The organism is Bradyrhizobium sp. ma5 (genome assembly GCF_042258955.1).
Taxonomy (GTDB): domain Bacteria; phylum Pseudomonadota; class Alphaproteobacteria; order Rhizobiales; family Xanthobacteraceae; genus Bradyrhizobium.
On sequence record NZ_CP170156.1, the window covers coordinates 2,447,102 to 2,472,234 of the forward strand.

Consider the following 25,133-nt stretch of genomic DNA (forward strand, 5'->3'; position numbering starts at 1 on the left):
GAACGCCTTGGGAGCCGCTGCAGGGGCTTTGCCGGCGAATTGGCAGGACATTTGGCTGAATCGGTTCCTGCTCCTGCATCTGGGCGCGCCGATCGAGCGGGCTTCATCGGAAATCGCAGGACGTGCCACCGATGGCGGCTTCTGATGCGATTGTTTTCCATGTTATCACCTGATCCGTCGAAACTGCGTTCGTGCATGACTTGCCCGAACCCACGAGCCCGGATCCTGATGATGCTGTCGCTGCCCAAGACCAAAATACGCGTGCTGCTGCTGGAGGGCGTGAATGATTCCGCAGTCCGGATGTTCGAGGCGAACGGCTATACCGAGTTGCAACGTCTGCCCAAGGCGCTGGGGCCCAAAGAGCTCAAGCAAGCGCTGTCGGGTATCCATATGCTGGGAATTCGGTCGCGGACCCAGCTGACTGCGGAAATCCTCGAGGTCGCCGACCGATTGCTCGTTGTCGGCTGCTTTTCGGTCGGCACCAATCAGGTGGATCTCGACGCCGCGCGAAAGCTCGGAATCCCCGTGTTCAACGCGCCATACTCCAACACCCGTAGCGTGGCGGAGCTGACCATCGCCGAGATCGTCATGCTGTTCCGGCGGATCTTTCCGCGTTCGGTCTCCGCACATGCCGGCGGCTGGGACAAGTCCGCCGAAGGCAGCCGCGAAGTGCGCGGCAAGACGCTCGGCATCGTCGGCTACGGCAACATCGGCTCGCAGCTGTCGAACCTCGCGGAAGCCATGGGTATGCGCGTGATCTATTTCGATCAGACCGACAAGCTCCGCCACGGCAATACCGAGCCCGCCGAATCGCTTGACGCGTTGCTCGTAGCGAGCGACGTCGTCTCGCTGCATGTGCCGGAGACGCCGACCACCGCCAACATGATCGGCGCAGCCCAGCTCCAGCTGATGAAGCCCGAGGCCTATCTGATCAACAATTCGCGCGGCACCGTGGTCGATCTCGACGCGCTGGCGGGCGCGCTGCGTGAGGAGCGGCTGGCGGGTGCCGCAGTCGACGTGTTCCCGGTCGAACCGGTGTCGAACGAGGCGCGCTTTGTCTCGCCGCTGCAGGGCCTCCCCAACGTCATCCTCACGCCGCATGTCGGCGGTTCGACGGAAGAGGCGCAGGATCGCATCGGCGGCGAAGTTGCGCGCAAGCTGATCGATTATTCCGATGTCGGGTCGACCTTCGGCGCGGTGAATTTTCCGCAGGTGCAATTGCCGGCGCGACCGACCGGCACCCGTTTCATCCATGTTCACCGCAATGTTCCGGGCGTCATGCGTCAGGTCAACGACGCGGTTTCCCGGCACGGGATCAACATCCTGGCGCAATATCTGCAGACCGATCCGGAAGTCGGCTATGTCGTGCTCGAGACCGACGTTGTCGGCGGCGAGGGCGAGGGACTGCTGGCCGATTTGAAAGACATTGACGGCACGATCCGCGTGCGGGTGCTGTATGACGCGAACCGGCCGCAGGGTTGATCGGCCGCGTCAATCGGCCGAGAAGCCGAACGGGACGCTCGAGGTTCTGAAATCGTCGGGAAGAATCTCGCGTCCGATCGGCGGTGCCGACCGGGCCGCGCATCTCGGGCGATGGCAGACCCGGCAGGCGACGCCGATCGGGGTCGGCTCATCCGCGTTCGGTCCCTGTCCGTCACGGGTGTAGATCAGCTGGCCCGCATGCTCGGCGGCACAGCCGATCGCAATCGCCCGCTCGACGCGGATGGCGCCGAACGCGCCGCCGCCGGCGGTCACGGTGCGGGCGATCGAGAAGAACCGCTGGCCGTCGGGCAATTCCAGCCATTGCGTGACGATCTGGCGCGGCGTCTTGAAGATATCGTGCACCGACCATAGCGGACACGCGCCGCCGTGCTTTGCAAACGGGAAGCCGGCGCCATCGAGCAGCTTGGAAATGTTACCGGCCGGATCGACGCGGATCAGGAAGAATGGCACCTTCTCGAGGCCTGGCCGCTGCAACGTCGTCACGCGGTGCGCGATCTGCTCGAAGCTGGTGCCGAATTGGCGCGCCAGCGCCTCCAGATCGTAACGCCGCGTCTCGACCGCCTTCGCAAACACGGAGTAAGGCATGATGAGCGCGGCCGCGGCATAGGCTGCGAGCGCGCGGCGGGCCAGCAACTCGGCGCTCTTGCTGGTGAACTTGCCGTCTTCCACCGCCGCGCTGATCTCGCCTTCCAGCTCCAGATAGGCGAGTTGCTTGGCCAGCTGGAAATTGAGACCTGCGGTATCGAGCGAATCCTCGAGCAGCAATTGCCTGCGATGCAGATCCAGTCGCCGGACCGAACCGAGCATGACGGTCGGCGGCAGATAGCGGACCTGGAGCTTGTGACGCTCGCGAAGCCGCTCGATAAATCCGGCTGGGCCCGCAGGTTCATGGACGAGACGCTCGGCGGCATCGTCGAGGTTGGCGAAATTGTTGCGGCGCGCGGCGAGAAATCGCCTGACTTCCGCGACGGGATCGTTGGCGTCAAAATTCTCCTGCCCCGAGTGCGACCCGCCACCCACCAGGTCCGGCGCCCGCCGCTCCGCGAGTGCCAGCTGTTCCTCGCGATAGGCGGTGTAAAGGCGCAGGAACGCTTCGGTCATTCCGGGATAGCTGACCGCGAGATCGCTGACCTCGAGCGCGGGGATGTCGATGTCGGCGAACATCGGTTCCTTCAAGACCGACTGCATGCGCGCGGTGTGATCGGCGCCGCCGTCGCCGGCGAGATCGGCCAGATTGATCTTGTAGGTGCGGGCCAGGCGAAGCAGCATGTCCGCCGTCACCGGCCGCTGATTGCGTTCCAGCAGCGCGACATAGGGGGCGGAGATTTCGAGATCGGCCGCCATGTCGGCCTGGGTCAGCCCGAGATCGCGCCGCAGCCGCCGCAGCCGCGGACCCATGAAAACGGAACGGGCGCTTGAGGTTACCATCGCCTCATCCAAGGTTTGTAAGATTCTTACAATAATACATCGGTTTCTTGTAAGTTATGACAAGTTTTCCGCGCTAGGTCTAGCTCCCGGTGAGGCTGGGCTTACAAAGAGACCAGTTATTTCGTCACCGAAGGGATCACGGACATGAACTTCCAACCGCGCGGGATCAGCATCCAGGGGCCGGCTTCGTATCAGAGCGAGCTTGAGGCGGCCGAAGCGCTGCTCAAGACCAAGGACACCTGGAACGGCGTCACCGCCGAGGCCGTGGCGCGTATGCGCCTGCAGAACCGCTTCAAGACCGGTCTGGATGTCGCCCGCTACACGGCTGCGCTGATGCGCGCCGACATGGCCGCCTATGACGCCGACAGCACCAAGTACACCCAGTCGCTCGGTTGCTGGCACGGCTTCATCGCGCAGCAGAAGCTGATCTCGGTCAAGAAGCACTTCGGCAATACCGATCGCCGCTACCTCTATCTGTCCGGCTGGATGATTGCGGCGCTGCGTTCAGAGTTCGGTCCGCTGCCCGACCAGTCGATGCACGAGAAGACCTCGGTGCCGGCGCTGATCGAAGAGCTCTACACCTTCCTGCGCCAGGCGGATTCCCGCGAGCTCAATGATACCTTCCGCGCACTCGATGCGGCGCGCAAGGAAGGCGACAAGGCCAAGGAGAAGGCGCTGATCGAGAAGATCGACAACTTCCAGACCCACGTCGTGCCTGTTATCGCCGACATCGACGCCGGCTTCGGCAACGCCGAGGCGACCTACCTGCTCGCCAAGAAGATGATCGAGGCGGGCGCCTGCGCCCTGCAGATCGAGAACCAGGTCTCCGACGAGAAGCAGTGCGGCCACCAGGACGGCAAGGTCACCGTGCCGCACGAGGTGTTCATCGCGAAGATCCGCGCCTGCCGCCATGCGTTCCTCGAGCTCGGCGTCGAAGACGGCATCATCGTGACCCGTACCGACTCGCTCGGCGCCGGCCTGACGCAGCAGATCGCCGTGAGCCACAAGCCCGGCGACCTCGGCGATCAGTACAACAGCTTCCTCGACTGCGAGGAAGTGACGGCTGCCAATGCGCGCAACGGCGACGTCATCATCAACCAGAACGGCAAGATGATGCGTCCGAAGCGGCTGCCCAGCAACCTCTACCAGTTCCGTTCCGGCACCGGTGCGGATCGCTGCGTGCTCGACTGCATCACCTCGCTGCAGAACGGCGCTGACCTGCTGTGGATCGAGACCGAGAAGCCGCATATCGAGCAGATCGCCTCGATGGTCGATCGTATCCGCAAGGTCATTCCGAACGCGAAGCTGGCCTACAACAACTCGCCGTCGTTCAACTGGACGCTCAACTTCCGTTGGCAGGTCTACGACGCGATGAAGGAAGCCGGCAAGGATGTCAGCAAGTACAACCGCGCCGAACTCATGAAGGTGGAATACGACGGCACGCCGCTGGCGATCGAAGCCGACGAGCGTATCCGCACCTTCCAGGCGGATTCGGCCAAGCGCGCCGGCATCTTCCACCATCTGATCACGCTGCCGACCTATCACACGGCTGCGCTGTCGACCGACAATCTCGCGAAGGAGTATTTCGGCGAGCAAGGCATGCTTGGCTACGTCAAGAACGTGCAGCGCGCGGAGATCCGTCAGGGTATCGCCTGTGCGAAGCATCAGAACATGGCGGGCTCCGACATCGGCGACGATCACAAGGAGTACTTCGCCGGTGAAGCTGCCCTCAAGGCGGGCGGCGCCCACAACACGATGAACCAGTTCGGCTAGTCGATCGAACGATCAAAGCGACTATCGGCTGGACAGGCGGGATTGCGAGGCAGTCCCGCCTGTCTGCTTGTTTAGCGGGGCGATTTCGACCGCGGTGACGCGGTCGAAATCGCCCCGCAGCGTTTACAAGACCGCTCCCGTCAGGCTTCGCCCGGCTTGTCGAGGTTCCCTCATTCCGCGCGAGCGTGGTATTGCTTCGCCGCGATCTCGAGGGCACGCCACGCGATGACTATCGGGCACTATGCATCCGCCGTCACCAGCTCCGCCGTGATGGAGCTGCTCAGGCCGTTCGATCCCCATATCGTCGGAACGCTGCCGCTAGGCCTTGCCGTGTCGGGCAGCGACGTCGATATCGTCTGTCATGCGCTGGATCCGAACGCGTTCGCGGACATCGTTTGGTCCCACTATCAATCGGCCGATGATTTCGTGCTCTACCGATGGACCTCGGGGACGCGGCCGGCGATTGCCCGCTTTGTGTGGGATGGCTGGCCGTTCGAACTGTTCGGCGATCAGCTTCCCGTGCGCCAGCAGCGGGGCTGGATCCATTTCGAGGTGGAGCGGCGGCTGCTCGCGCTTGATGACGGACGGCTGCGGCGAGCCGTCAGCGAATTGCGGGCAGATGGTCTCAAGACCGAGCCGGCGTTCGCCGCCGCGCTCGGGATACCGGGCGATCCCTATCTCGGGCTGCTCGAGCTCGCGGCTGAAACGGACGCCGAGTTGCGCGCCCGGCTCGCGGCGTGCGGCCTCGGCTGATCGCGAGGTTCATTCGCCCGGAACGAGGTGACCCATCGGTGGGCGCGCAAGGCGCCGGTGCCTGCGGCGGGACAGATAGAGCAGCAGTCCGGTCACAGCGAACAGCGGCATCAGGGCGGCGGCCAGCATGAAGGCAAGCTTGCCGGGCCACCCCAGGATGGCGCCGCGATGGATGTCGAGCACGCCGGCAAGGACGCGCTCGCCGAACGTCTTGTCCGCGTAGCGATCCGACGAGATGACGCGTCCAGTGACGGCGTCGATACGGAATTCGTCGCGCACGCTCTCGAGCGAGGAATCCCGCGACCATGACCGCACGCGCACCACCGTGCCCGCGCCGGCGGGTAGGGTCAGCAGGACCCGTCCGTAATCGTTATTCTCTTGCTGCAGGAACGTGGTCCAGACCCGATCGAAGGCGAGCGGCTTTATCTCGCCGCTCTTCGCTTCGATCCCGGCTTCGCCCTTGTCCGCTGCGGCAGCCGCGCCGCGCGGCGGCTTGGGCTGCATCGCGGTCGCCGTGGCTTGCGGCCGCGCCAGCAGCCAGTTGGCGCCGGCCTTGTACCACTCGAACGAGTACCACAGGCCGGTCAGCGTCATCACCAGATAGACCGGCAGCACCCAGGTGCCGATCACGGCGTGCAGCGAGCGGTGCAGGCCGCGCCCGCGCAGGCCGAGATTTGGCTTCAGCCACATCTTCACGCTGCGCGCGCGATGCGGCCAGCGCAGCACGAGGCCTGATATCAGCATCACGATCAGGCAGATCGCGGCTGACCCGGTGATCTTGCGGCCCATGCCGTTGCCGTCGCCGGGCAACAGCAGCCAGCGATGCAGCTTGCGAACAGTGGCGAAGAAGTCCTCGCCGCGCGGCGAGCCGAGCACATGTCCGTTATAGGGATCGACATAGACCGAGGACGGCCGCGTGCCGACTTCACTGCGGGCGAAGCGGATCCGAGCGGCCGCTGACGGGTCGCTTGCCATCGTCACGGCGGAGGCTCTGCCGAAGTCACCGGCCGACTGCAGCCGTGTGACCAATTCATCCGGTGTCAGCCGCCGCGTCGCACTGGCGTCGACGCGCATGATGCGGCTGTTCAGGGTCGCCTCTATCTCGTCCTCGAACGCCATCGTCGCGCCGGTGATGCCGACCACGGCCCACAGCAGCGCCAGCGCCAGGCCGGCGAGGGAATGGACCTGCAGCAGCGCGGCTTTGATCGGGCGGCGGATATCATTCATCGAATCCGGCCTTTCGGATCAGTGCGATTGCGGCCGCTTGATGTGCGGCGATCTCGTCGATCGGGAGGGCATCGGCGGCGAACGATCCGATTTCTTCCACGATCGGCGCCCGCTTTGCGGTCGCCAGCACGGGGTGTTCCAGCTCGGCGGTGGAGAAGATCGTCTGGGCCTCGGGTGTGACGAGGAATTCGAGGAACGCGCGTGCCGCGGCCGGGTGCGGTGCGTGCCGGGCGATCGCCGCGCCCGTCAGATTGACGTGACTGCCGCCGTCCGCGAACGCAGTCGGCACCGCCTTCACGGCGTCTGCCCATATGCGAAAGTCATTGCCCTCGCGGCCGTCACGGAGTTGCGCGAGCGCGACCGTGTTGCCGATCCCGATGCCGCAGCGCCCCTCCGCGATCTCGCGGACCACGTCATTGTCCTTGCCGGCCGGCTTGCGGGCGAGGTTGGCCTTCAGCCCGACGAGCCAGGACTGCGTCACATCTGTTCCGTGATGCGCAAGATAGGCAGCGATCAGCGCGACATTGTTCTGGTGCGCGGCTGGTCGCATGCACAATTTGCCGCGCCATCTGGGATCGGCGAGCTCTTCATAGGTGATCGCGGCGAGAGGATCGTCCTTGCGTGCGAACACCACACGCGGACGGATGGCGAGCGCGATCCACTGGCCGTCACCGCCGCGCAGGTTCGCCGGAACCGCCTGGTCAAGCGCAGGAGATGCAATCGCCTGCGTCAGCCCGCGCGCGGCAAGCTGGGTCGTCTTGTCGAGGCCGATGGTGAGCAGGACATCCGCGGGCGAATTGTCGCCCTCGGATGTCAGGCGCTTGACCAGGCTGTCCTCGACGAAGACGGTGTTGACCTTGGTGCCGGTCGCCGCCGCGAAGGCCGCGACGACAGGTTCGACCAGATTGGCTTCACGGGTCGAGTAGAGCGTGAGCTCGTCGGCGCGGACCGGCGTGCAGGCGCACGCGGCCAGGACGGCCAGCAGTCCGATCGCTGTCCGTGCCGTAGCCATGCTAGAAGTTCACCGTCGCCGAGAGCGAGAAGCGCCGCGCGTCGCCCATCGCCACGGCCAGATTGCTGACGGCCGAGGGATAATAAACGGTGTCGAACAGGTTCTTGACGTTGAACTGGTAGATCACCGGGAACGTGTGGACCTTGGTCTCGTAGGTCGCAAAGACATCAGCGACGGTGTAGGCCGGGAGCACGAAGCTGTTCGCGGCGTCGCCGGGCCGGTCGCCGACATAGCGCGCGCCGCCGCCGAGACGGAGCCGGCCGGGCAGGGTGGTCCCGAAATCATAGACCAAATAGAGCGAGGCGGTGTTGAGCGCGACGTTCTGCAGCGCCTTGCCGGCGAGCGTCGGATCTTCGGTGACGCGCGCATCGGTATAGCCATAGCTGCCGATCATGCTCCAATTGTCGGTCAGCCGGCCGGTGACGTCGAGTTCGACGCCGCGCGAGCGCACCTTGCCGGCGGTGCGATACTCGACGATGCTTGTCGCAGGGTTGAGCTGCGAGACCAGCACGTTCTTCTTGTCGATGTCGTAAAGCGCAAGCGTGCCGGAGATCCGCTTGTTGAAGTCGAACTTGACGCCGGTCTCCCACTGGGTGCCCTCTTCCGGGGCGATGTTGGAGCCGATCACGACGCCGCCGGTGAGCGGTGCAATGGTCGAGGTCGGCTTCAGCGACTGGGTGTAGCTCGCATAGAGCGAGACCTCGTCGGTGAGCTTGAGGATGGCGCCGCCCAGCGGCAGTGCCTTGTCGCCCGAGACGTTGGTGTTGGTGATGAAGGGCCGTCCCTTGCCCGCGATCTGGTCGTATTCCATGTAGCGCACGCCGCCGACCAGCGCGAAGCGCTCGGTCAGGTGCAGCGTGTCCTGGAAGAACAGCGACCACTGGCCGAGCTTGTCGGTCTGGGCGCTGTCGGCGGCGGACACCGTGGTGCCCGGCGTGATCAACCCGTAGACTGGATTGTAGAAGTTGAAGGTCGGGGTCGCCTGCCGGATCAGATTGTCGCGGTAGATTGTGCGGTACTGGCCGTCACCGCCGAACAGCACCTCGTTGCGGAAACCGCCGAGCCAGACGTTGCCCTGCAGATAGGAGGTGCCGTAGCTCGAATTGCTGAGTGAACCCTGCGTGCCGTCATTGCTACGGGTCTCTGCGCCGGTCTTGGTGTTGATGCCGGTGATGCGGAGCTGGTTGGCGCTGAATGTCTCGGTGTTGTAGCTGTAGGCCGCGAACAGCTTCCAGTCCTGGTTCAGCCGATGCTCGACCGAGGCCTGCATCAGGTCCGAATTGCCCCACATGTTGTTGAAGGGCTCGTCGAGCCTGCGCGTCGCGGGGATCGCCAGAGGTGCCTTGGTCACGGAATCGAACGCGGTGCCGCGGTCGAACGGCGTGATGAACTCGCGGTGCTCGTAATTGAGCTGGACGGTGGTGTTGTCGCCGTACCAGGCCAGCGACGGCGCGACCAGCATTTCGCGATGACGCCCGAAATTGCGCCAATAGTCCTCGCTCACGCCGTAACCGATGAAGCGATAGGCGAGGCCGCCATTGCCGATCGGGCCGGTGATGTCGATGGTGCCGTCGGCGCCGCTCTTGTTGTTGGCGTAGGTCGAGCCGAGCAGGGTCACCGAGCCATGTTGATAAAGCTCGGGGCGCTTGCTGATCGTGTTGACGATGCCACCGGGATCCATGATGCCGTAGAGCAGCGACGCCGGGCCTTTCAGCACTTCGACGCTCTCGACCGCAGCGTTGAGGCTACGGCCCTGCACCAGCGGCATGCCGTTGCGCATGATCGAGCCGTCGCGGTTGTCGCCGAAGCCGCGGCGCATCACCGCATCCTGGGTGCCGGCCAGCGTGTTGGCCTGGGTGACGCCGCTGACGTTGGCGAGCGCGTCGTCGAGATTGCGCGGCAACTGGTCCTTCAGCACCTGCTCCGGCACGACGTTGACCGTTTGCGCGGTGTCGAGCGGCGAGGCGCCGCTGCGCAGGGTGGTCGAGCTCGGCATCGCGCGATAGTGCAGCTTGGCCTCGTTCAACACGGCGGCGGCAGCGGCCGCGCGCTCCGATGGTGTCGGTTGCTCCGGTTGCGCATTCCGGCTGCGCAGCCGTGCCGCGGCGGCCGATTGCGTTCGCTGCGCCGGCTTCGCCGCAGCGGCGGGCTTGCGCTTCTGCGTCGGTCGCTCGACCGTGACCGGCGGCAAGGGGACGCTCGATTGGGCGCTTGCCGGCTTCACCGCGGAGGAGACGTCGGCGAAGAGGAATGCTGCGCCGATCAGCAGATGGGTGCGGCCCTTGTCGGCAGCATTTCGACGGTCGCCGACAATCCGGCCATCAGCATTCACAGGCACTCTTGCATTTCCGATTCACGCGAACTCATTCACGCCGCGCCTCTAGCAGTCGGCGCGCGCGAAAAGAACCGGAGCAGACTTGAATCCCTCTAACCGGGTTGGATTTGAATCGTTCTAAGACGCAACGAGGCTCGCGTGTGTGCGCGAGCCCCTCATCTCATGACTTGATGTGCCGTTAGCGCGTCAAATGGTCGCGCGATCCTGGTCTGAAGTGAGCGGTCGTTATCCTGTCACGCCTCAAGCGTAGGATCGCTCGTGTAGGGCGCGATGCGCCTCACGACATCGCCAGGCTGACGGGCGCCGTGCCGACCATCCCCGTGCTCACGCCGTCGCGTGCCATCGTTTCGATCGCGTTCCAGTTCTCGCGGAAGATTCGGGCCGCCTCGTTGGCGCTTTCCGCCTGGATCGTCAGACTGCACGCGCGTCTCGCGCCATTGCTGGCAAGCTGGAAGTAGAGAACATATCCGGACGGTTCCGCGCTCCGTGCGCCCGACGGTGCCTGCTGCATGGTGGTTTTCCCCAATCGTGTTTTTGTTGCGCCATCCGCAGGCAGGATTGGACCGAGATGCGGCACAGTCGTGGTTCAAAATGCGCAATCTGCACGATTGCGCATTTTGTCTGGCGGTGTTGCCGGGATTCAACAGGTCATGGAACCGGTGATCAACAGCGGCTGCAACTCAGCCGCGATCACGGCGCCGTCTCAACTGTTGCAGCGTGACCTACGCATCGCCATCCGGATGTACCATCAGGGTTTCCTGGATCGAGGTCGCAAGCATCGACCCATCGCGGTCATGGACGCGGGCGATCGACAGCCCGCGGCCGCCATCGGCGCAGGGGCTCTCGGTTTCGACATGCATCCAGGCGTCGGGCGAAAATGCACGATGAAACCAGATGCAATGGTTGAGGCTCGACAGATAGAGCGGCGTGCGCGCCTGCAAGTCGCGGAGATGGCCGCCGACGCTGGAGAAGTTGAGCCACCAATCCGAGAGATAGGCGAACACCGCGGCTTGGGCGCGGGAACCGGCGGCGAGTGGCCGCCGGCATCTGATCCAGAAGCGCAGGCGCGGCCCCGCCGTCGCGGCCGAGAGCTGACGTTCGATCTCGGGGATGCGGAAATCCATGCTGGGCTTGATGTGCGGCGAATAGGGACCAAGCGGCCGCAACTGCGCCATCAGCCCGTCGGCGATCATGGTCAGATCGGGCAGGCTTTCGGGATCCTCCGATCGCGCGAACGGCGCTGCGTGTCGCGGGCCCGGCTGGGCTGCGCAGAACGTGGCCTGCGCACTCAGCACTGTGCGTCCGTCGCCCTGGCTGCCGACGATATGGCGGGAGGAGAACCGCTTGCCGTCCTGCAGAAGCTCCGCATCAAAGGTGATGCGTCGGCTGGGATCGGCGCCGCGCAGGAACAACAGCTGCAGCATCGCCGCCGGGCGATCTTCCGGCGCGCTGAGTGTTGCGGCCATCATGGCCTGGCCGAGGATCTGGCCGCCGTAAGAGCGTCCGTTGAGATTGCCGTCACCGAAGCGGCTGCGATAGCGCAGCGGTGCGATGGTCTCGAGCGAGACCAGCGCCTCGGCCGCCTTGTCGTCCCACGGATCGCACGCGGCGTCGTACCCTTCCGCGACGCGCTTGCCTTGCCCGTCCATCACATCGCCGGGAATTTCTGCGGTCCCGGATAGAGCGGATAGCCGGCGGCGACGCCGTATTCGCTGATGCCGAATCCGGTCTCGTTGCCGCTTTCGAGTCGGACGACATGGTCCGACAGCGTGCGCGCGACGGCGCGCGTCGCCGCGTCGTCGAGGTTCCAGATGTCGTGCGCGGCGTGGTTCTCGCCGCGGTCGTCGCCATGGGTCCAGCCTTGCAGGCCGCCATACATGCCGGCCTTCAGATAAAACCGGATCGGCAACCCACGCATTCTGACATGGCGCGGTTCGCCGCGCTCGAAGCTGAAGGTGAAGTCGGCCACCGCGATGGTCTGGCCGAGCGGATCGTCGGCCCATTCGATATTGTGTTCGACCGAGGTCACCTCGCGATGCGAAACCGATCCGTCGGCTTCGCGGCGGAACTCGGTGCCCGAGAGGTAATGCGGCTTGCCGGGCGTGCGCTCCTTGATGAAGACCGACAGCGCCGACGTCTCGAACTGGAACATCGACCAGGTCCAGAAGAAATTGCGATGGGTTGCAACCGGCGGTCTGGTCTCGTCGGTACGCATCTCCGATCGCAGGCCCCAGGAGCGGTCGCGCTGTCCCCACCATAGTTCGGGCGCGATGTCGTAGCGCTTGCCGTCGGCGACGATCCAGCCGCGCCAACGGCCGAATTGCGAGACGCGCGCGAGGTCCTCCTCGACGACGCCGTTGCGCTCGCGAAAATTCTGCTTCTCCTGCGCCGCCGGAAAGCTTGCCTTGAATTCAAGTTGAAAGCTGATGCCGGACGGATTGTCGGCGAGCGAGACCCTGTGCAGGCTGTTGCCCTCGACGATCTCGATCCTGAGTCCGCCGACCTCCGTCTCGAGCGGACGAGTCCCGAGCCGGCGCGAGGCACGGAAATTGTGCTGGCGGCGGCCGATCGTGATGCCGGCGAATCCGTCCATCACTTTGCGGTTCGGGTAATAGCCGAGCCCGATGTCGATCAGCAGTTCGCTGCCATCGATCGGATGCGCGGTGTACCAGTAGCGCTCGGTGAACCTTGCATCGCCGCCGGCGGCATTGGCGAACGGCTGCGGCGTCTGGTGGCCGATGAGATCGTCCTGGGCTGTCAGCATTGTTCTTGTCCTTATGTTTGAGCCGGTTCGGTCGGTCGGATGGGTGGTGCGGGATCAGTCCTTGGCCGGGCCCGCGCCCACGATGTCGCCGAACAGCACCCACGTCTTGCCGTCGAAGCGGGCGAAGCGGCGTTCGGTGATGGCCGCGTAGTCCTGCGGCGTGGTCTGGATGGTGATGCCCGGGAGCAGCATCGGCAGCTCGATGCCGCTGAGGTTGGTGGCCTGCTTGAGCACGTTCTCCCGCGTGAGGTTGTCGCCGCAACGCTGCAAGATGATCGCGCCGAGCTGGGCCGTGGTGTAGCCGGTCACCGCGATCACGTCGTTCGGGTCCATCCCCGGCATGTATTTCGCGGCGAAGGCGAGATAGTCGGTCATGCCCTTGTCATTGGCCCAGGCTGGATCGTTCGGCGTCTTGTAGGAGGTCGTGGTCAGGATGCCGGTCGAAGCCTCGATCCCCGCCGGCACCAGCACGCCGGCGATCGAATTCGCGGTCGAGCCGAGGAAGATCAGCGGCTTCCAGCCGAGCTCATGAATCTTGCGGATCGCCATCGAGGCGAATTTGTTCTGCGCGGCGATCAGGATGGTGTCGGCGCCGGACGCCTTCAAATTCACGATCTGCGAGTCGATCGTGGGCTCGGTCGATTGATACATCGCCTCCTTGACGATCATTGTGTCGGCCTTGGCGCCGAGCCCTTCCTTCAGGCCAAGGACAAAATCCTTACCGATGTCGTCGGCCTGCAAGAGCACGCCGATTTTGGCATCCGGCTTCTCGCGCAGCACGTAGCGGGCGATGATCCGGGACTCGTTGACGTAGGTTGGCGAGTAGGGCGTCGTCCAGGGAAACTGCTTGGGATCGTTCCAGCGGGTGCCGCCGCTCTGCACGAGAAGTTGCGGGACGGCATTGCTGTTGAGGTATTTCTGGATCGCGGCGTTGGTCGGCGTGCCGAACGGCGCCATGATCGCGAGCACCTTGTCGTTCTCGACCAGCGCGCGCGTCACCTCGACGGTCTTTGGCGGGCTATAGGCATCATCGCGGGTTACGAAATTGATGTGGCGGCCGTTGATGCCGCCTTTTTCGTTCAGCATTGTGAAGTAGGCGAGCATGGTCTTCGGGAAGCTCGCATAGATCGACGCCGGTCCGCTGTAGGGCGCATTGGCGCCGAGCAGGATCTCGGTGTCGCTGACCCCGGGACCATAGGCCTTCTGCGCGTTCGCTGTTCCGAGCGCGCCGGTGAGCGCGAGCGCCCACGCGGCAAGCGTTGTGATTGGCTTCCGCATCTTCCCCTCCCATGACGTCCTCTTTTGCGAGGCTCGTTGATCCCTGCGGCGGTGCCTTCAAGGGCTTTACCCGTCGCGTTGGCTGTGCAATAATAGACCGTCTGTCCGGATTATCAACTAAAATATCCGGGCGGCGTATCGGCTTCACGCATGACGGAAACATCCGCAGGCGCGCGCGGCCGCATGGCGGCGAGGAGGAAACATGAAGCTGACGCAGGCACTCATCTCGGCGGTGCAGTTGCGCAAGGATGCGCCCGGCACCATCCATGCGGGACGGTCGCGAAGCTGGAAGGAGATCGGCCATCGCGTCGCCTGTGCCGCGGGCGGGCTGCGGCGGCTCGGCATCGAGGCCGGCGATCGCGTTGCGATTCTTGCGCACAACAGCGACCTTTACATTGAAGCGCTCTATGCCATCGCCTGGGCCGGTGCGGTCGCGGTGCCGCTCAACACCCGCTGGGCGGTCGCCGAGAACGCCTATGCGATCGACGATTCCACGCCAAAACTGCTGCTGGTCGACGAGGCCTTTGCCGAGATCGCGTCAGGCCTGCGCGGCGCGAAATCACTGACCGCGATGGTCTACCTGGACGAGGGACAGGTTCCCGACGGCATGCAGGGCTATGACGCGCTCATCGCGCATGCGCCGATCGAGGATGCATCCGGCGCCTACAACGATCTCGCAGGCATCTTCTACACCGGCGGCACCACCGGCTTCCCCAAGGGCGTGATGCTGTCGCATGCCAACATCATCTATGAATCGCTGGTCTGGATCTATGCGCTCCGGTTCCGCGAAGACACGAGGTATCTGCACTCGGCCGGCATGTTCCATCTCGCCGGCACCTCACCGATGATCGCGCTGACGCTGGTGGGCGGCACTCACGTCACCATCCCGAAATTCGAGCCCGAGCTCGCGATGCGGACCATCGCCGAGCACAAGGTCGATTACTGCCTGTTCGTGCCGACCATGCTCAACATGATGCTCAATCATCCGTCCTTCGGGACGTATGATCTGAGCAGCGTCAGGGATTGCGAGTATGGCGCCTCTCCGATGCCGGATGCGCTGCTGGTCAAGCTGATGCGGGTGCTGCCGAGCTGGCGCTTCCACCAGGGCTACGGCATGACCGAGAGCGCGGCGCTGGCGACGATCTTGCCGTGGGAGTACCACGCGCTGGAAGGACCGCTGGCGGGCAAGCGCAAATCGGCAGGGCGGGCGGCGCCGGGCGTCGAAATCCGCATCATCGATGCCGCGGGCAACGAAGTGCCGCGCGGCACAGTCGGTGAGATTGCGATCCGTGGCGCCGGCGTCATGCTCGGCTATTGGCGCAAGCCGGAGGAGAGTGCGCGCGTGCTGCGCAACGGCTGGCTGCACACCGGCGACGGCGCTTGGATGGACGAGGACGGCTTCGTCTATATCGTCGACCGACTCAAGGACATGATCGTCTCCGGCGGCGAGAACGTCTATTCCGGCGAGGTGGAGAACGCCATCTTCCAGCACGAGCAAGTCAGGGAATGCGCCGTCATTGCGGTGCCCGATCCACAATGGGGCGAGGCGGTGCATGCGATCGTCGTGCCGAAGGACGGTGCGCGGCTCGATTCCGACATGGTGATCGCGCATTGCCGCACCCTGATCGCCGGCTACAAATGCCCGCGCTCGGTCGACATCCGCCTCGAGCCGCTGCCGCTGACCGGCTCCGGCAAGATCATGAAGTCGGCGCTACGCGAGGAGAAATGGCAGGGCTATACGAGGTCGGTCAATTGATGCAGGACGTTGCCAAACGACCCGATGATGTGCCGGCCGCGCCGGAGCCTGTTCGTCCAGTCGCGGTCAATGACGACGCGGTGCGGACGGCGCTCGCGCAGCATTTGTCGCGAATATCCGGGGACCGGACGGAGATCGAGAGCTTCGGCCGCAAATCGTCGGGTTTCTCCTGGATCACCTATGCTTTCGTGGCGCGCTCTGCGGCCGAAGGGGATCGCAGGCTGATCCTGCGCGTCGGTCCGCCGAACGGGCTGTTTGCGCCTTACTCGGTGCTGCCGCAGGTCTATGCGTTGCAGTCGCTGGCCGGTAGCGGTGTGCCGGTTCCGGCGCTGGTGTCATCAGAACAGCATGGTGCCGAGATCGGCTTTCCTTTCTTCATCTGCGAGCACGTCGAGGGCGATGTTCCCGCACCCTGGGCGGCGAGCGAGATCGATCCGGACCACAAGCGTGCGATCGCCCGGCAGTTCGTCGAGATCCTGGCGTCGCTGCATCGGACCGATCCAGGCGCAACTGCATTCGCATCGCTGCAGCAGGGGGGAGAACGCGCCGAAGTCTGCGCGATCGCCGGCTGGCGCGCGTCGCTGGCGCGTCCGACCGCGCGTTATTATCCGCTGCTCGATTGGGGCGGACGCTGGCTTGAGGACAACTGCCCGCAACCGCCGTGCCGCACCATCGTGCATGGCGACTACCGGATCGGGAACTTCATCGAGCACAACGGGCGGATCACCGCCATCCTCGATTGGGAGCTCACTCATTTGGGCGATCCCCATGAGGATCTGGCCTGGGCGATGATGCCGACCTTCAATGCGAGGAGCCGGAAGCTCTATGGCGTGCTCGAACGCGCCGAGGTGATCGATCTCTATCAGCGTGCCTCCGGCATTGCGGTCTCGGACAAGAGCCTCGCCTTCTACGAGGCCTATGCGCTGTATCAGGCGGCGGCGATCCAGATGTGCGCGGTGCGCGCCTTCGAGGTCGATCGCTTCAGCGACATGCGGCTTGCGGTGATGGCAAGCCAGATGCCCTCGATCGTGCGGGCCTTCGATCGCGCATTGGAGGCCGCGGCATGAGTGCATCCTTCGAGCGGCTGGTCGACGGCATCATCGATGCCCTGCAAAGCCATGTCGTGCCCAAGAGCAACGACGATTTCGTTCGCGGGCAGGTGTTCTCCGCGATCTACGCACTGAACGGGCTGAAGCTCGCGGCCGACTGGAAGGTCGGGCCGCTGCTCGAGCAGGTGCGCCTGCAGGACGATACTTTTGCGGCGGTCAAACGGTTGGCCGATGGAATAACGCATCCGGAGATTCCAGCGATGCCGCGCCTCCCGAGCGACTTGTCCGACGCTGCCGCGATCGAGGCGTTGCGCGACGATGGCGACCGGCGGCTGGGGCAGCTTCTGCTCTGGGCGAGCGGTGCGGACGCGCGCGCAGCCAATCGCGATCTCGCGATCGGGATCGAGCAGCTGCTGCGACGGGCGATCTGCGACCAGCTCAAGATCGAGCTCGCGACGACGCCGAAGTCGATGCTGCAGCAGATCGCAGGCGGCGATGGCGGCGCGGCGCAGGGCTGATGTGGTTGCGTCGCCAACCACCGGGGATTGCATCATTGCGCGCTGTTCCGCCGATCGGCGCTAAGGTTCGTAAAGAAGCTTGCTCGCCCGCGGCGCACGTGCTATTCATTGACCGAACGGTCGTTCGGATTATTATTGGCCACCGGTGAAAGCATCCGCGGCAAGCGGCCGGCGAGGGAGACGGAGCGATGAACATGATGACCGGCGTCTCGCCATGGGAGCGGCTGATTCGGCCCGACCGGGTGCACGGATCGCTCTATACCGATCCTGAGATCTTCGAGGCCGAGCTCAAGAACATCTGGTACCGGACCTGGATCTATGTCGGGCACGAGAGCGAGGTTCCGAACGCCAACGACTACGTCGTCAAGTCGATCGGCCCGCAATCCGTGATCATGACGCGCGACGAGCAGGGCAAGGTCAATCTGCTGCTCAACCGCTGCTCGCATCGAGGCAACCAGGTCTGCTCCTTTGAGCGCGGCAATGCGCGCTCGTTCACCTGTCCGTTCCACTCCTGGACCTTCGCCAATGACGGCCGGCTGGTCGGCTACGCCTTCCCCGACGGTTACGAGGGGCAGGACAAGGCGCAGCTCGCGCTCGGGCGGGTGACGCGCGTCGAGTCCTACCGCGGCTTCGTGTTCGGCTCGTTCGCGGCCGACGGCCCGACCTTGAAGGAACATCTCGGCGGTGCCGCGGAGACCATCGATCGGCTGGTGCGCGCTTCGCCCGAGGGCGAGGTCGAGATCACGGCGGGCTTCCTCAAGCACCGCGTCAAGGCGAACTGGAAGTTCATCCTGGAGAACGAGTGCGATGGCTATCACCCGGCTTTCGTGCACACCTCGATCTTCGGCGTCGCCGACAGCATGATCGGCAAGCTCTATGGCGGCGCCTCGACCGCGCTGACGCGCGACTATGGCAACGGCCACACCGAGATCGATTTGCGGCCCGAGTTCCGCGAGCGCGATGCGCCGATGAGCTGGTTCGGCACCAGCGAGGAACGGTTGCCCGACTACACCGCGCGCATGAAGGCCGCCTATGGCGACACCGCGGCGCGCGAGATCATGATCGACGGAACGCCGCATGTGATGATCTTTCCGAACCTGTTCATTGCCGAGATCCAGATGTTCGTGATCCAGCCGCTCGGCGTCGACGACAGCGTGCAGCACGTCACCGCGCTGCAGTTCAAGGGCGCGCCCGATCTGAACCGAAGGCTGCGCCAGCAGACCATGGGTTCGGTCGGCCCGGCCGGCTTCCTGCTCGCGGATGATTCCGAGATGTATGAGCGCTGCCACCGCGGCGTGCTGGCGCGCAATCCGGAATGGATCTTCCTCGGCCGCGGCGAGAAGCGCCAGCGGCAGGATGAGCTCGGCTTTACGGTCGGCCACGTCACCGACGAGGTGCCGTCGCGCGGCATCTGGACCCATTATCGCAAGCTGATGGAGCCGGCCTGATGCTGTCGCGCGAGAGCAGCGCCACGTTGATGAGCGCCATCACCGCCTTCCTCTATCGCGAGGCGCGGCTTCAGGACGAGCATCAATACGAGGCCTGGGAAAAGCTGTGGACCGATGACGGCGTCTATTGGGTGCCGGCCAACGGCGCCGACATCGATCCGGAGCGGCAGATGTCGATCATCTACGACAACCGCTCGCGCATCGCGCTGCGGGTCCGGCAGCTGATGACCGGCAAGCACTTTACCCAGACGCCGCAGTCGAACCTGCGCCGGCTGATCTCCAACATCGAGTTGATGGACGAGCAGCCAGACGACGGCGACATCGCGGTCGCCAGCAACAGCCTGATTTTCGAGTCGAGCCTGCGCGACGACACGCTGTGGGCGGCGCGCAATGAATACCGGCTGCGCCATGCCGATGGCGAATTGCGGATGGCCAGCAAGAAGGTCATCCTCGTCAACAACGACAAGGCGATCTACACGCTGTCATTCCTGGTTTAGGGAAGGTTTCGCCATGATCGACAAGGGCCCCGTTCTGCTCGACATCACCGACGGCATCGCGCGGCTGCGGCTCAACCGCCCCGATGCTGCTAACGGCATGAGCGCCGAGCTCCTGAGCGCGCTATGCGACGCCATCATGGTCTGCCACGGCCATCCGGATCTGCGCGTCGTGCTGCTGAGCGGCGAGGGCACGAACTTTTGCGCCGGCGGCGATGTCCGCGCCTTTGCCTCCAAGGGCGAGAAGCTGCCCGACTATATCCGCCAGGCCACCGCGTATCTGCAGAATGCGGTGACCGGATTGCTGCGGCTGGAGGCGCCGGTCATCGCCTCGGTGCAGGGCTTCGCGGCGGGTGGCGGCGGTTTTGGCCTGGTCTGCGCCTCCGATATCGTGATCGCGGCGGAATCGGCCAAATTCCTCGCCGGTGCGACGCGGGTGGCGATGGCGCCGGATGCCGGCGTCTCGGTCACGCTGTCGCGGCTCGTCGGTCTGCGGCGGGCGATGTCGATCCTGCTGACCAACCCGGTGATCCCGGCAACCGAAGCCTTGCAGATGGGCATCGTCACCAAGGTCGTGCCCGATGCCGAGCTCGTCGATGCATCGCTCGCGCTGGCGCGGGAGCTCGCGGCTGGTGCGCCGAAGGCGCTGGCGGCGACCAAGCGGCTGGTCTGGGCCGGCACCGGCACCAGCATCGAGCAGTGCCTGTCGGAGGAGGCGCGCACCGTTGCCGAACTTTCCGGCATGGCCGACGCGCGCGAAGGGCTCGCCGCCGTGATCGAGCGGCGCAAGCCTGTCTTCACGGGGCGCTGACGTGGCGACCTTGCCATTCGGACGTCTCGATGGCCGACGTGCCTTCGTTTCCGGCGGCGCGCGCGGCATCGGGGCTGCGATCGTGCGCGGCTTCGCTGGGGCGGGCGCAAGGGTCGTGATCGCCGATCTCGACGTGGCGGCAGCTTCCGAACTTGCGCGGGAGACCGGTGCCGGCGTCGCCGGGCTCGATGTCTGCGATGCAACCGCCGTACAGGCGGTGATCGCGCAGGACGGCCCGTTCGACGTCGTCGTCAACAATGCCGGCGTCGATCAGCACGCCTTCTTCACCGACACCAATGCGGAGGATTGGGCCCGGCTGATCGCGGTCAATCTCATCTCGGTGCTCGCCTGTACGCACGCCGCGTTGCCGGCGATGCAGGCGGCGCGGTTCGGCCGCATCATCAATGTCACGTCGGAGGCCGCACGGCTTGGCTCCAAGGGAGGCGCGGTCTATTCCGCGGCCAAGGGCGGCGTGATCTCCTTCACCAGGAGCATCGCGCGCGAAAATGCACGCTTTCGCATCACTGCGAATGCGATCGCGCCGGGACCGATCCGCACGCCGATGCTGGAGCAGGCGGTGGCAAAGGGCGGCGACAAGATCCTGCAGGCGATGACCGGCGCGACGCTGCTCGGCCGGCTCGGCGAGCCGGAGGAGGTTGCGGCCGCCGCGCTGTTCCTGGCCTCCGACCAGGCCGCCTACATCACCGGCGAGACGCTCGGCGTGTCCGGCGGCATGGGCATCGGCGGCTGAGATGGCCAGCACAGGCGACGATATCGCTATCACGCCGGTCGATCGCGCCATCGAGCGCCTGCGTGCGATCTATCGCGGCTGGAGCCGCGACACATCGGTGGCGCAGATGCGCAGCGATTGGGATGCAGCCTTTGCCGGCTGCTCGGTGCCAGTAATGATTGAGCCGGTCTCAGCCGGTGGTGTCGACGGCGAATGGCTCGTGCCATCCGGCTCATCGCGCGACAAAGCGGTGCTCTATTTTCACGGCGGCGGCTTTCGCATCGGCTCGGTCGTCTCGCATCGCGACCTTGCCGCGCGGATCGCAGATGCATCCGGCTGTCGCGTGCTTTCGATCAATTACCGGCTCGCGCCGGAGCACCGGTTTCCCGCGGCGCTCGATGATGCGTTGACGGCCTATCAGCATCTGCGCGATCTGGGACTGCGTCCGGCCGATATTGCCTTCGCCGGGGACTCGGCCGGCGGCAATCTCGTGCTCGCTGCGATGCTCGCAGCGAGGGAACGCGGCTTGCCTCTTCCGGCGGCCGGCGCGCTGATGTCGCCCTGGACCGATCTCACTGCGAGCGGCGCAAGCTATGAGAGCCGGGCCGAGGCGGACCCGATCCACCAGCGCGCGATGATCCTGGCGCTCGCCAAGAACTATCTCGGCAAGGACGGTGATTCCCGTGATCCGCTGGCCTCGCCGCTTTATGCCGATCTCACCGGCCTGCCGCCGCTTCTGGTTCAGGTTGGCGACCGCGAAACCGTGCGCGATGACTCGACGGAGCTGGTCGCAAGGGCGAAAGTGGCCGGCGCCGAAGTCGAGCTCCAGGTCTGGGACGGCATGATCCACGTCTTCCAGATGTTCCCCGAGATTCCGCAGGCGCGAGAGGCGATCGCATCGCTCGCAGTTTTTCTGCGCAACCATCTTCACATCGGCCATGAGAGGGCGCCACAATGAATGTCATGACCTCGGATCCGCGCCAGCTCTCTGAGACCGCATTCCATTTTCCGGAGCCGCCCAATCTGCCTGAGGAACTGCGCATGCTGCGCGAGCAGGTGCGTCGCTTCGTCGAGAAGGAAGTAGTGCCACATGCCGAGGCGTGGGAGCGCGACGGCAAGATCCCGCGCGAGATCTATCGCCGCATGGGTGCGCTCGGCTTCCTCGGCATGCGCCACGCCGCCGAATATGGCGGCACCGACATGGGGCCACTGGCCTCGATGGTGTTTGCCGAGGAGCTCGGCCGCTCGAGCTTCGGCGGCTTCACCTCGTCGATCCTGGTTCATACCGACATGTCGGCGGTGCACATCAGCCTGCGCGGTACGCCGGAGCAGAAGCAGAAATATCTGCCTGCGATCATCCGCGGCGAGACGGTCTGTTCGATCGCGGTGACCGAGCCCGATGCCGGATCCGATGTCGCAGGCCTCAAGACGCGCGCGCGGCGCGACGGCGATCATTGGGTGATCAACGGGGCAAAGATGTTCATCACCAATGCAGTCTACGGCGATCTCCTGATCGTCGCCGCGCGCACCGACCCGCACGCCAAGGGCAGCCGCGGCATCTCGCTGTTCATCGTCGAGCGCAACACGCCGGGCATCACGGCAACCAAGCTCGACAAGCACGGCTGGCTCTGCTCGGACACCGCCGAGATTTCGTTCCAGGACGTGCGCGTGCCGGCGGAAAATCTGCTCGGCGAGGAGAACAAGGGTTTCTATGGCATCATGGAGACCTTCCAGAACGAGCGCATCTGCATCGGCGGCATCTGCGCCGGCGAGTCCGCCAAGGCGATCGAGCTGACGACGAACAATGTGAAGACGCGGCAGGCATTCGGCGGGCCGCTGTGGAACCAGCAGGGCGTACGGTTGAAGCTCGCCCAGCTCGCCGCGAAGGCGGCAGCGGCGCGCGCGCTGGCCTATCAGGCCGCTGAGCTCGCCGCGGCCGGGCAGGAGTGCTTGCGCGAAGTGTCGATGGTGAAGGCGCTGTCGCCGGAGGTGCTGCACGAGGTCGTGCATGGCTGCCTGCAATTGCACGGCGGCTCAGGCTTCATGCGCGGCACCCCGATCGAACGTATGGTGCGCGACGCCCGCGTGCTGACGATCGGCGGCGGTGCCACCGAGGTGATGCTGGAAGAGGTGGCGAAGCGGATGTGATTCTTTCTTGCCTCGCTCCGCTCGCGGGGAGAGGTCGGATCGCATCGCTGATGCGATCCGGGTGAGGGGGAGTCTCCGCGAGTGCTTCTATCACCATATGTGCGGGAGCAGCCCCTCACCCCAATCCTCTCCCCGTAAGAACGGGGCGAGGGAGCAGACCTACGTCCGGGTCATGTCATTTGTGGGCACGCGCGCCCTGCCCAACCGTCTGCGCCGTGATCCCCGGCTTCAGCCGCCAGTCCTCGCCGAAATCCGCGAGCGGATGGAAGAACAACGGCTCGGCGGTTTCGAGCTGCCGCAGCCGTTCGGCGTAGTCGTCGAGATAGCGATGCCGCGTCGCCTCGTCGACGAAATTCACCGAATACGACACGAAGGGCGGCAGCACCTTGCAGCCGGCATAGGCCAGCATGCCGTTCTGGATCGGCCACAGCACCACGTCGAGCGCGCCGACCAGCCCGTCGGGCGCGCACATTCCGGGATAGGCTGCGGTCGAGGTCACGACCATGGCGCGGCGGCCGGCGAGGCCGCCGGTGTCGTAGCGGCGGCCGCTGCCATAGACCGCGCCGTTGACGAACACCCGGTCGATCCAGCCCTTCATGATGGCGGGAACGGAAAACCACCACAGCGGAAACTGCAGGATCAGGAGGTCGCACCACAGCAGCTTCTCGATCTCGGCGGCGATGTCGCCGCTGAGCGACTGCTGTTGCAGATTGAATTTCTGCTCGCGATCATATTGCAGCCGGTCGGGGAACCGCCGCTCGCCAAAGTCTTCGGCGGTCGCCACCGGGTTGAAGCTCATGGCGTAAAGATCGGAGATCCTGACCGTATGCCCGAGCGCGGTCAGCTCCGCCACCGACCGCGCCAGCAGCGCAGCGTTGAACGACTGCGTCTCCTGATGGGCAAAGACGATCAGGACTTTCATCGTTCTAGTTCACCGGTTTGAAGCTGAGCGTCGCCGTATCAGCCTGCATGATCTGCAGCTTCTGGTTGGAGAAGCGGACGCCGGGGCCGAAGCTGATCGGCGCCATCACGCCGGTCTCGACATTCCTGGTCTTCTCCAGTTCCGAGATGGTGCAGGCCCAGGTCGGTTGCTTGCCGCAGCGCTCGATCGCCGCGATCAGGACTTTCGCGGCGGCATAGCCGGTCATGGTGTAGCGGTTGATGCCCTTGAACTCGGCTTCCGACACCAGCGGCTTGGCCTTCTCGAGGAACGCCTTGCCGGCCGGCCCCGCGAACGGTTCGACATAGTCGACCGCATAGATGCCGTCACCGGCCGGGCCCATCAGCTTCAGCACCGGTTCGATGCGACCGGGCCAGAAGATGCCGGTCACCGGCTTGATGCCGAGCTTCTCCAGCTCCTTCATCATCGCGATGTTCTCACCGATGATGCCGCCGGCCAGGAACACCTCGGCGCCGGAGTCCTTCAGCTGCAGCATGTCGGACGAGAAGTCCTGCTGACCTTTCTTGTAGTTGCCGCTGTAGACCACGTTCAGCTTCTTGGCCTTGACGACGGTATCGAAGCCGTCGCGCACCGTGATGCCGTAATCGTCGTCCTGGGTGATCAGTCCCCATTTCTTGCCGGGATTCTTGTCGGCCAGGAAGTTGACGAGGTGGATGATGCCTTCCTCGTAGGACTGGCCGACCACGAACACGTTCTTGCGCGGCGGCTCCCACAGGAATTTCACCGGCGCGACGTCGATCACGGTCGGGATGCCGGATTTCTCCAGCACCGGCATGACAGCGATCGACTGGCCCGAGCCGGAGATGCCGATCATTGCGAATACCTTGTCGACGTCGATCACCTTCTTGACGCCCTGGATGGTGCGCGCGGTGACGTAGCCGTCGTCCTCCAGCACGTATTTGATCTTGCGGCCGTTGATGCCGCCGGCGGCGTTGGCCTCCGCGATCGCGATCTTGTGGCCGATCGAGGCCGCGACGCCGAGGAGTGCCGGCGGGCCGGTCAGGGGCTCGACGTCGCCGATCAGGATCTCGGTGTCGGTGATACCAGGGTCGGCGGCGGTAGCGGGACCGATGGCAAGGCAGGCCGTGGTGAGCAGCAGCGAGGCTGCCGCCAAATGTCTGATCAATGTTTCCTCCTCATGGTGT

The 25,133-nt window shown here is 64.8% G+C and carries 22 protein-coding genes; 12 read left to right on the forward strand and 10 right to left on the reverse strand.

The genetic code is table 11. The features are described from left to right. Nucleotides 1-228: 228 nt before the first annotated feature. A complete protein-coding gene (gene serA / locus ACE103_RS11305; protein ID WP_375779468.1) occupies nt 229-1,482 on the forward strand; it encodes a phosphoglycerate dehydrogenase in 1,254 nt (417 codons plus the stop codon). Nucleotides 1,483-1,491: 9 nt separating this feature from the next. On the opposite strand, the gene ACE103_RS11310 is transcribed toward serA, so the two are convergent. Next, a complete protein-coding gene (locus ACE103_RS11310; RefSeq protein WP_375779469.1) occupies nt 1,492-2,931 on the reverse strand; it encodes a short-chain fatty acyl-CoA regulator family protein in 1,440 nt (479 codons plus the stop codon). 144 nt (nt 2,932-3,075) lie between these two features. On the opposite strand from ACE103_RS11310, the gene ACE103_RS11315 reads away from it, so the two are divergent. Together ACE103_RS11315 and ACE103_RS11320 are read left to right on the forward strand one after the other, a co-directional pair. Further along, nucleotides 3,076-4,704 carry an isocitrate lyase gene (locus ACE103_RS11315; RefSeq protein WP_375779470.1) on the forward strand — a complete coding sequence of 543 codons (1,629 nt, stop codon included), beginning with the start codon at nt 3,076-3,078 and terminating at the stop codon, nt 4,702-4,704. 225 nt (nt 4,705-4,929) lie between these two features. Beyond that, entirely contained in the window at nt 4,930-5,457 is a 528-nt protein-coding gene (locus tag ACE103_RS11320) for a DUF4269 domain-containing protein (protein WP_375779471.1), read from the forward strand. Nucleotides 5,458-5,466: 9 nt separating this feature from the next. Here the strand turns inward: ACE103_RS11320 and ACE103_RS11325 are convergent, their stop codons facing one another. The 7 genes from ACE103_RS11325 to ACE103_RS11355 form a co-directional block, all read right to left on the reverse strand. After that, a complete protein-coding gene (locus tag ACE103_RS11325; protein ID WP_375779472.1) occupies nt 5,467-6,684 on the reverse strand; it encodes a PepSY-associated TM helix domain-containing protein in 1,218 nt (405 codons plus the stop codon). Further along, nucleotides 6,677-7,696, reverse strand: a complete 1,020-nt coding sequence (locus ACE103_RS11330; RefSeq protein ID WP_375779473.1) for an extracellular solute-binding protein — start codon at nt 7,694-7,696, stop codon at nt 6,677-6,679. Before ACE103_RS11330 ends, ACE103_RS11325 begins: the two co-directional genes overlap by 8 nt. A gap of 1 nt (nt 7,697) precedes the next feature. Further along, nucleotides 7,698-10,028, reverse strand: coding sequence for a TonB-dependent siderophore receptor (locus ACE103_RS11335; RefSeq protein ID WP_375781091.1), 2,331 nt, complete (start codon nt 10,026-10,028; stop codon nt 7,698-7,700). 280 nt (nt 10,029-10,308) lie between these two features. Next, entirely contained in the window at nt 10,309-10,542 is a 234-nt protein-coding gene (locus tag ACE103_RS11340; RefSeq protein WP_223969971.1) for a hypothetical protein, read from the reverse strand. Between the two features lie 211 nt (nt 10,543-10,753). After that, nucleotides 10,754-11,680 (reverse strand): acyl-CoA thioesterase, encoded by a 927-nt coding sequence (locus ACE103_RS11345; protein WP_375779474.1) that lies wholly within the window; start codon nt 11,678-11,680, stop codon nt 10,754-10,756. Then, entirely contained in the window at nt 11,680-12,795 is a 1,116-nt protein-coding gene (locus ACE103_RS11350; protein ID WP_375779475.1) for a hypothetical protein, read from the reverse strand. Before ACE103_RS11350 ends, ACE103_RS11345 begins: the two co-directional genes overlap by 1 nt. Before the next feature lie 54 nt (nt 12,796-12,849). After that, on the reverse strand, nt 12,850-14,073 hold the full coding sequence (locus ACE103_RS11355; RefSeq protein WP_375779476.1) for an ABC transporter substrate-binding protein: 1,224 nt from the start codon (nt 14,071-14,073) through the stop codon (nt 12,850-12,852). 202 nt (nt 14,074-14,275) lie between these two features. Between ACE103_RS11355 and ACE103_RS11360 the strand changes: the two genes are divergently transcribed. From ACE103_RS11360 to ACE103_RS11400, 9 genes are all read left to right on the forward strand, one after another. Continuing rightward, nucleotides 14,276-15,829: a long-chain fatty acid--CoA ligase gene (locus ACE103_RS11360; protein WP_375779477.1), complete on the forward strand. Its 1,554-nt coding sequence runs from the start codon at nt 14,276-14,278 to the stop codon at nt 15,827-15,829. Then, nucleotides 15,799-16,896, forward strand: coding sequence for a phosphotransferase family protein (locus ACE103_RS11365; RefSeq protein WP_375779478.1), 1,098 nt, complete (start codon nt 15,799-15,801; stop codon nt 16,894-16,896). The genes ACE103_RS11360 and ACE103_RS11365 overlap by 31 nt, the downstream gene beginning before the upstream one ends. Next, nucleotides 16,893-17,396, forward strand: a complete 504-nt coding sequence (locus tag ACE103_RS11370; protein ID WP_375779479.1) for a hypothetical protein — start codon at nt 16,893-16,895, stop codon at nt 17,394-17,396. The genes ACE103_RS11365 and ACE103_RS11370 overlap by 4 nt, the downstream gene beginning before the upstream one ends. Before the next feature lie 188 nt (nt 17,397-17,584). Then, nucleotides 17,585-18,844, forward strand: a complete 1,260-nt coding sequence (locus ACE103_RS11375) for a Rieske 2Fe-2S domain-containing protein (protein ID WP_375779480.1) — start codon at nt 17,585-17,587, stop codon at nt 18,842-18,844. After that, on the forward strand, nt 18,844-19,341 hold the full coding sequence (locus ACE103_RS11380) for an aromatic-ring-hydroxylating dioxygenase subunit beta (RefSeq protein ID WP_375779481.1): 498 nt from the start codon (nt 18,844-18,846) through the stop codon (nt 19,339-19,341). Before ACE103_RS11375 ends, ACE103_RS11380 begins: the two co-directional genes overlap by 1 nt. Nucleotides 19,342-19,354: 13 nt before the next feature. Then, complete coding sequence (locus ACE103_RS11385) at nt 19,355-20,149, forward strand: enoyl-CoA hydratase/isomerase family protein (RefSeq protein WP_375779482.1); 795 nt, start codon at nt 19,355-19,357, stop codon at nt 20,147-20,149. A gap of 1 nt (nt 20,150) precedes the next feature. Then, a complete protein-coding gene (locus ACE103_RS11390; protein WP_223969959.1) occupies nt 20,151-20,900 on the forward strand; it encodes an SDR family NAD(P)-dependent oxidoreductase in 750 nt (249 codons plus the stop codon). Nucleotide 20,901: 1 nt separating this feature from the next. Next, nucleotides 20,902-21,837, forward strand: coding sequence for an alpha/beta hydrolase (locus tag ACE103_RS11395; protein ID WP_375779483.1), 936 nt, complete (start codon nt 20,902-20,904; stop codon nt 21,835-21,837). After that, nucleotides 21,834-23,027 (forward strand): acyl-CoA dehydrogenase family protein, encoded by a 1,194-nt coding sequence (locus ACE103_RS11400; protein WP_375779484.1) that lies wholly within the window; start codon nt 21,834-21,836, stop codon nt 23,025-23,027. The genes ACE103_RS11395 and ACE103_RS11400 overlap by 4 nt, the downstream gene beginning before the upstream one ends. 175 nt (nt 23,028-23,202) lie before the next feature. Here the strand turns inward: ACE103_RS11400 and ACE103_RS11405 are convergent, their stop codons facing one another. Beyond that, the gene (locus tag ACE103_RS11405) at nt 23,203-23,949 is read right to left on the reverse strand and encodes an NAD(P)H-dependent oxidoreductase (protein WP_375779485.1); all 747 of its coding nucleotides are present in this window, start codon (nt 23,947-23,949) and stop codon (nt 23,203-23,205) included. Between the two features lie 4 nt (nt 23,950-23,953). Beyond that, nucleotides 23,954-25,114 carry an ABC transporter substrate-binding protein gene (locus ACE103_RS11410; RefSeq protein WP_375779486.1) on the reverse strand — a complete coding sequence of 387 codons (1,161 nt, stop codon included), beginning with the start codon at nt 25,112-25,114 and terminating at the stop codon, nt 23,954-23,956. Between the last annotated feature and the right edge of the window lie 19 nt (nt 25,115-25,133).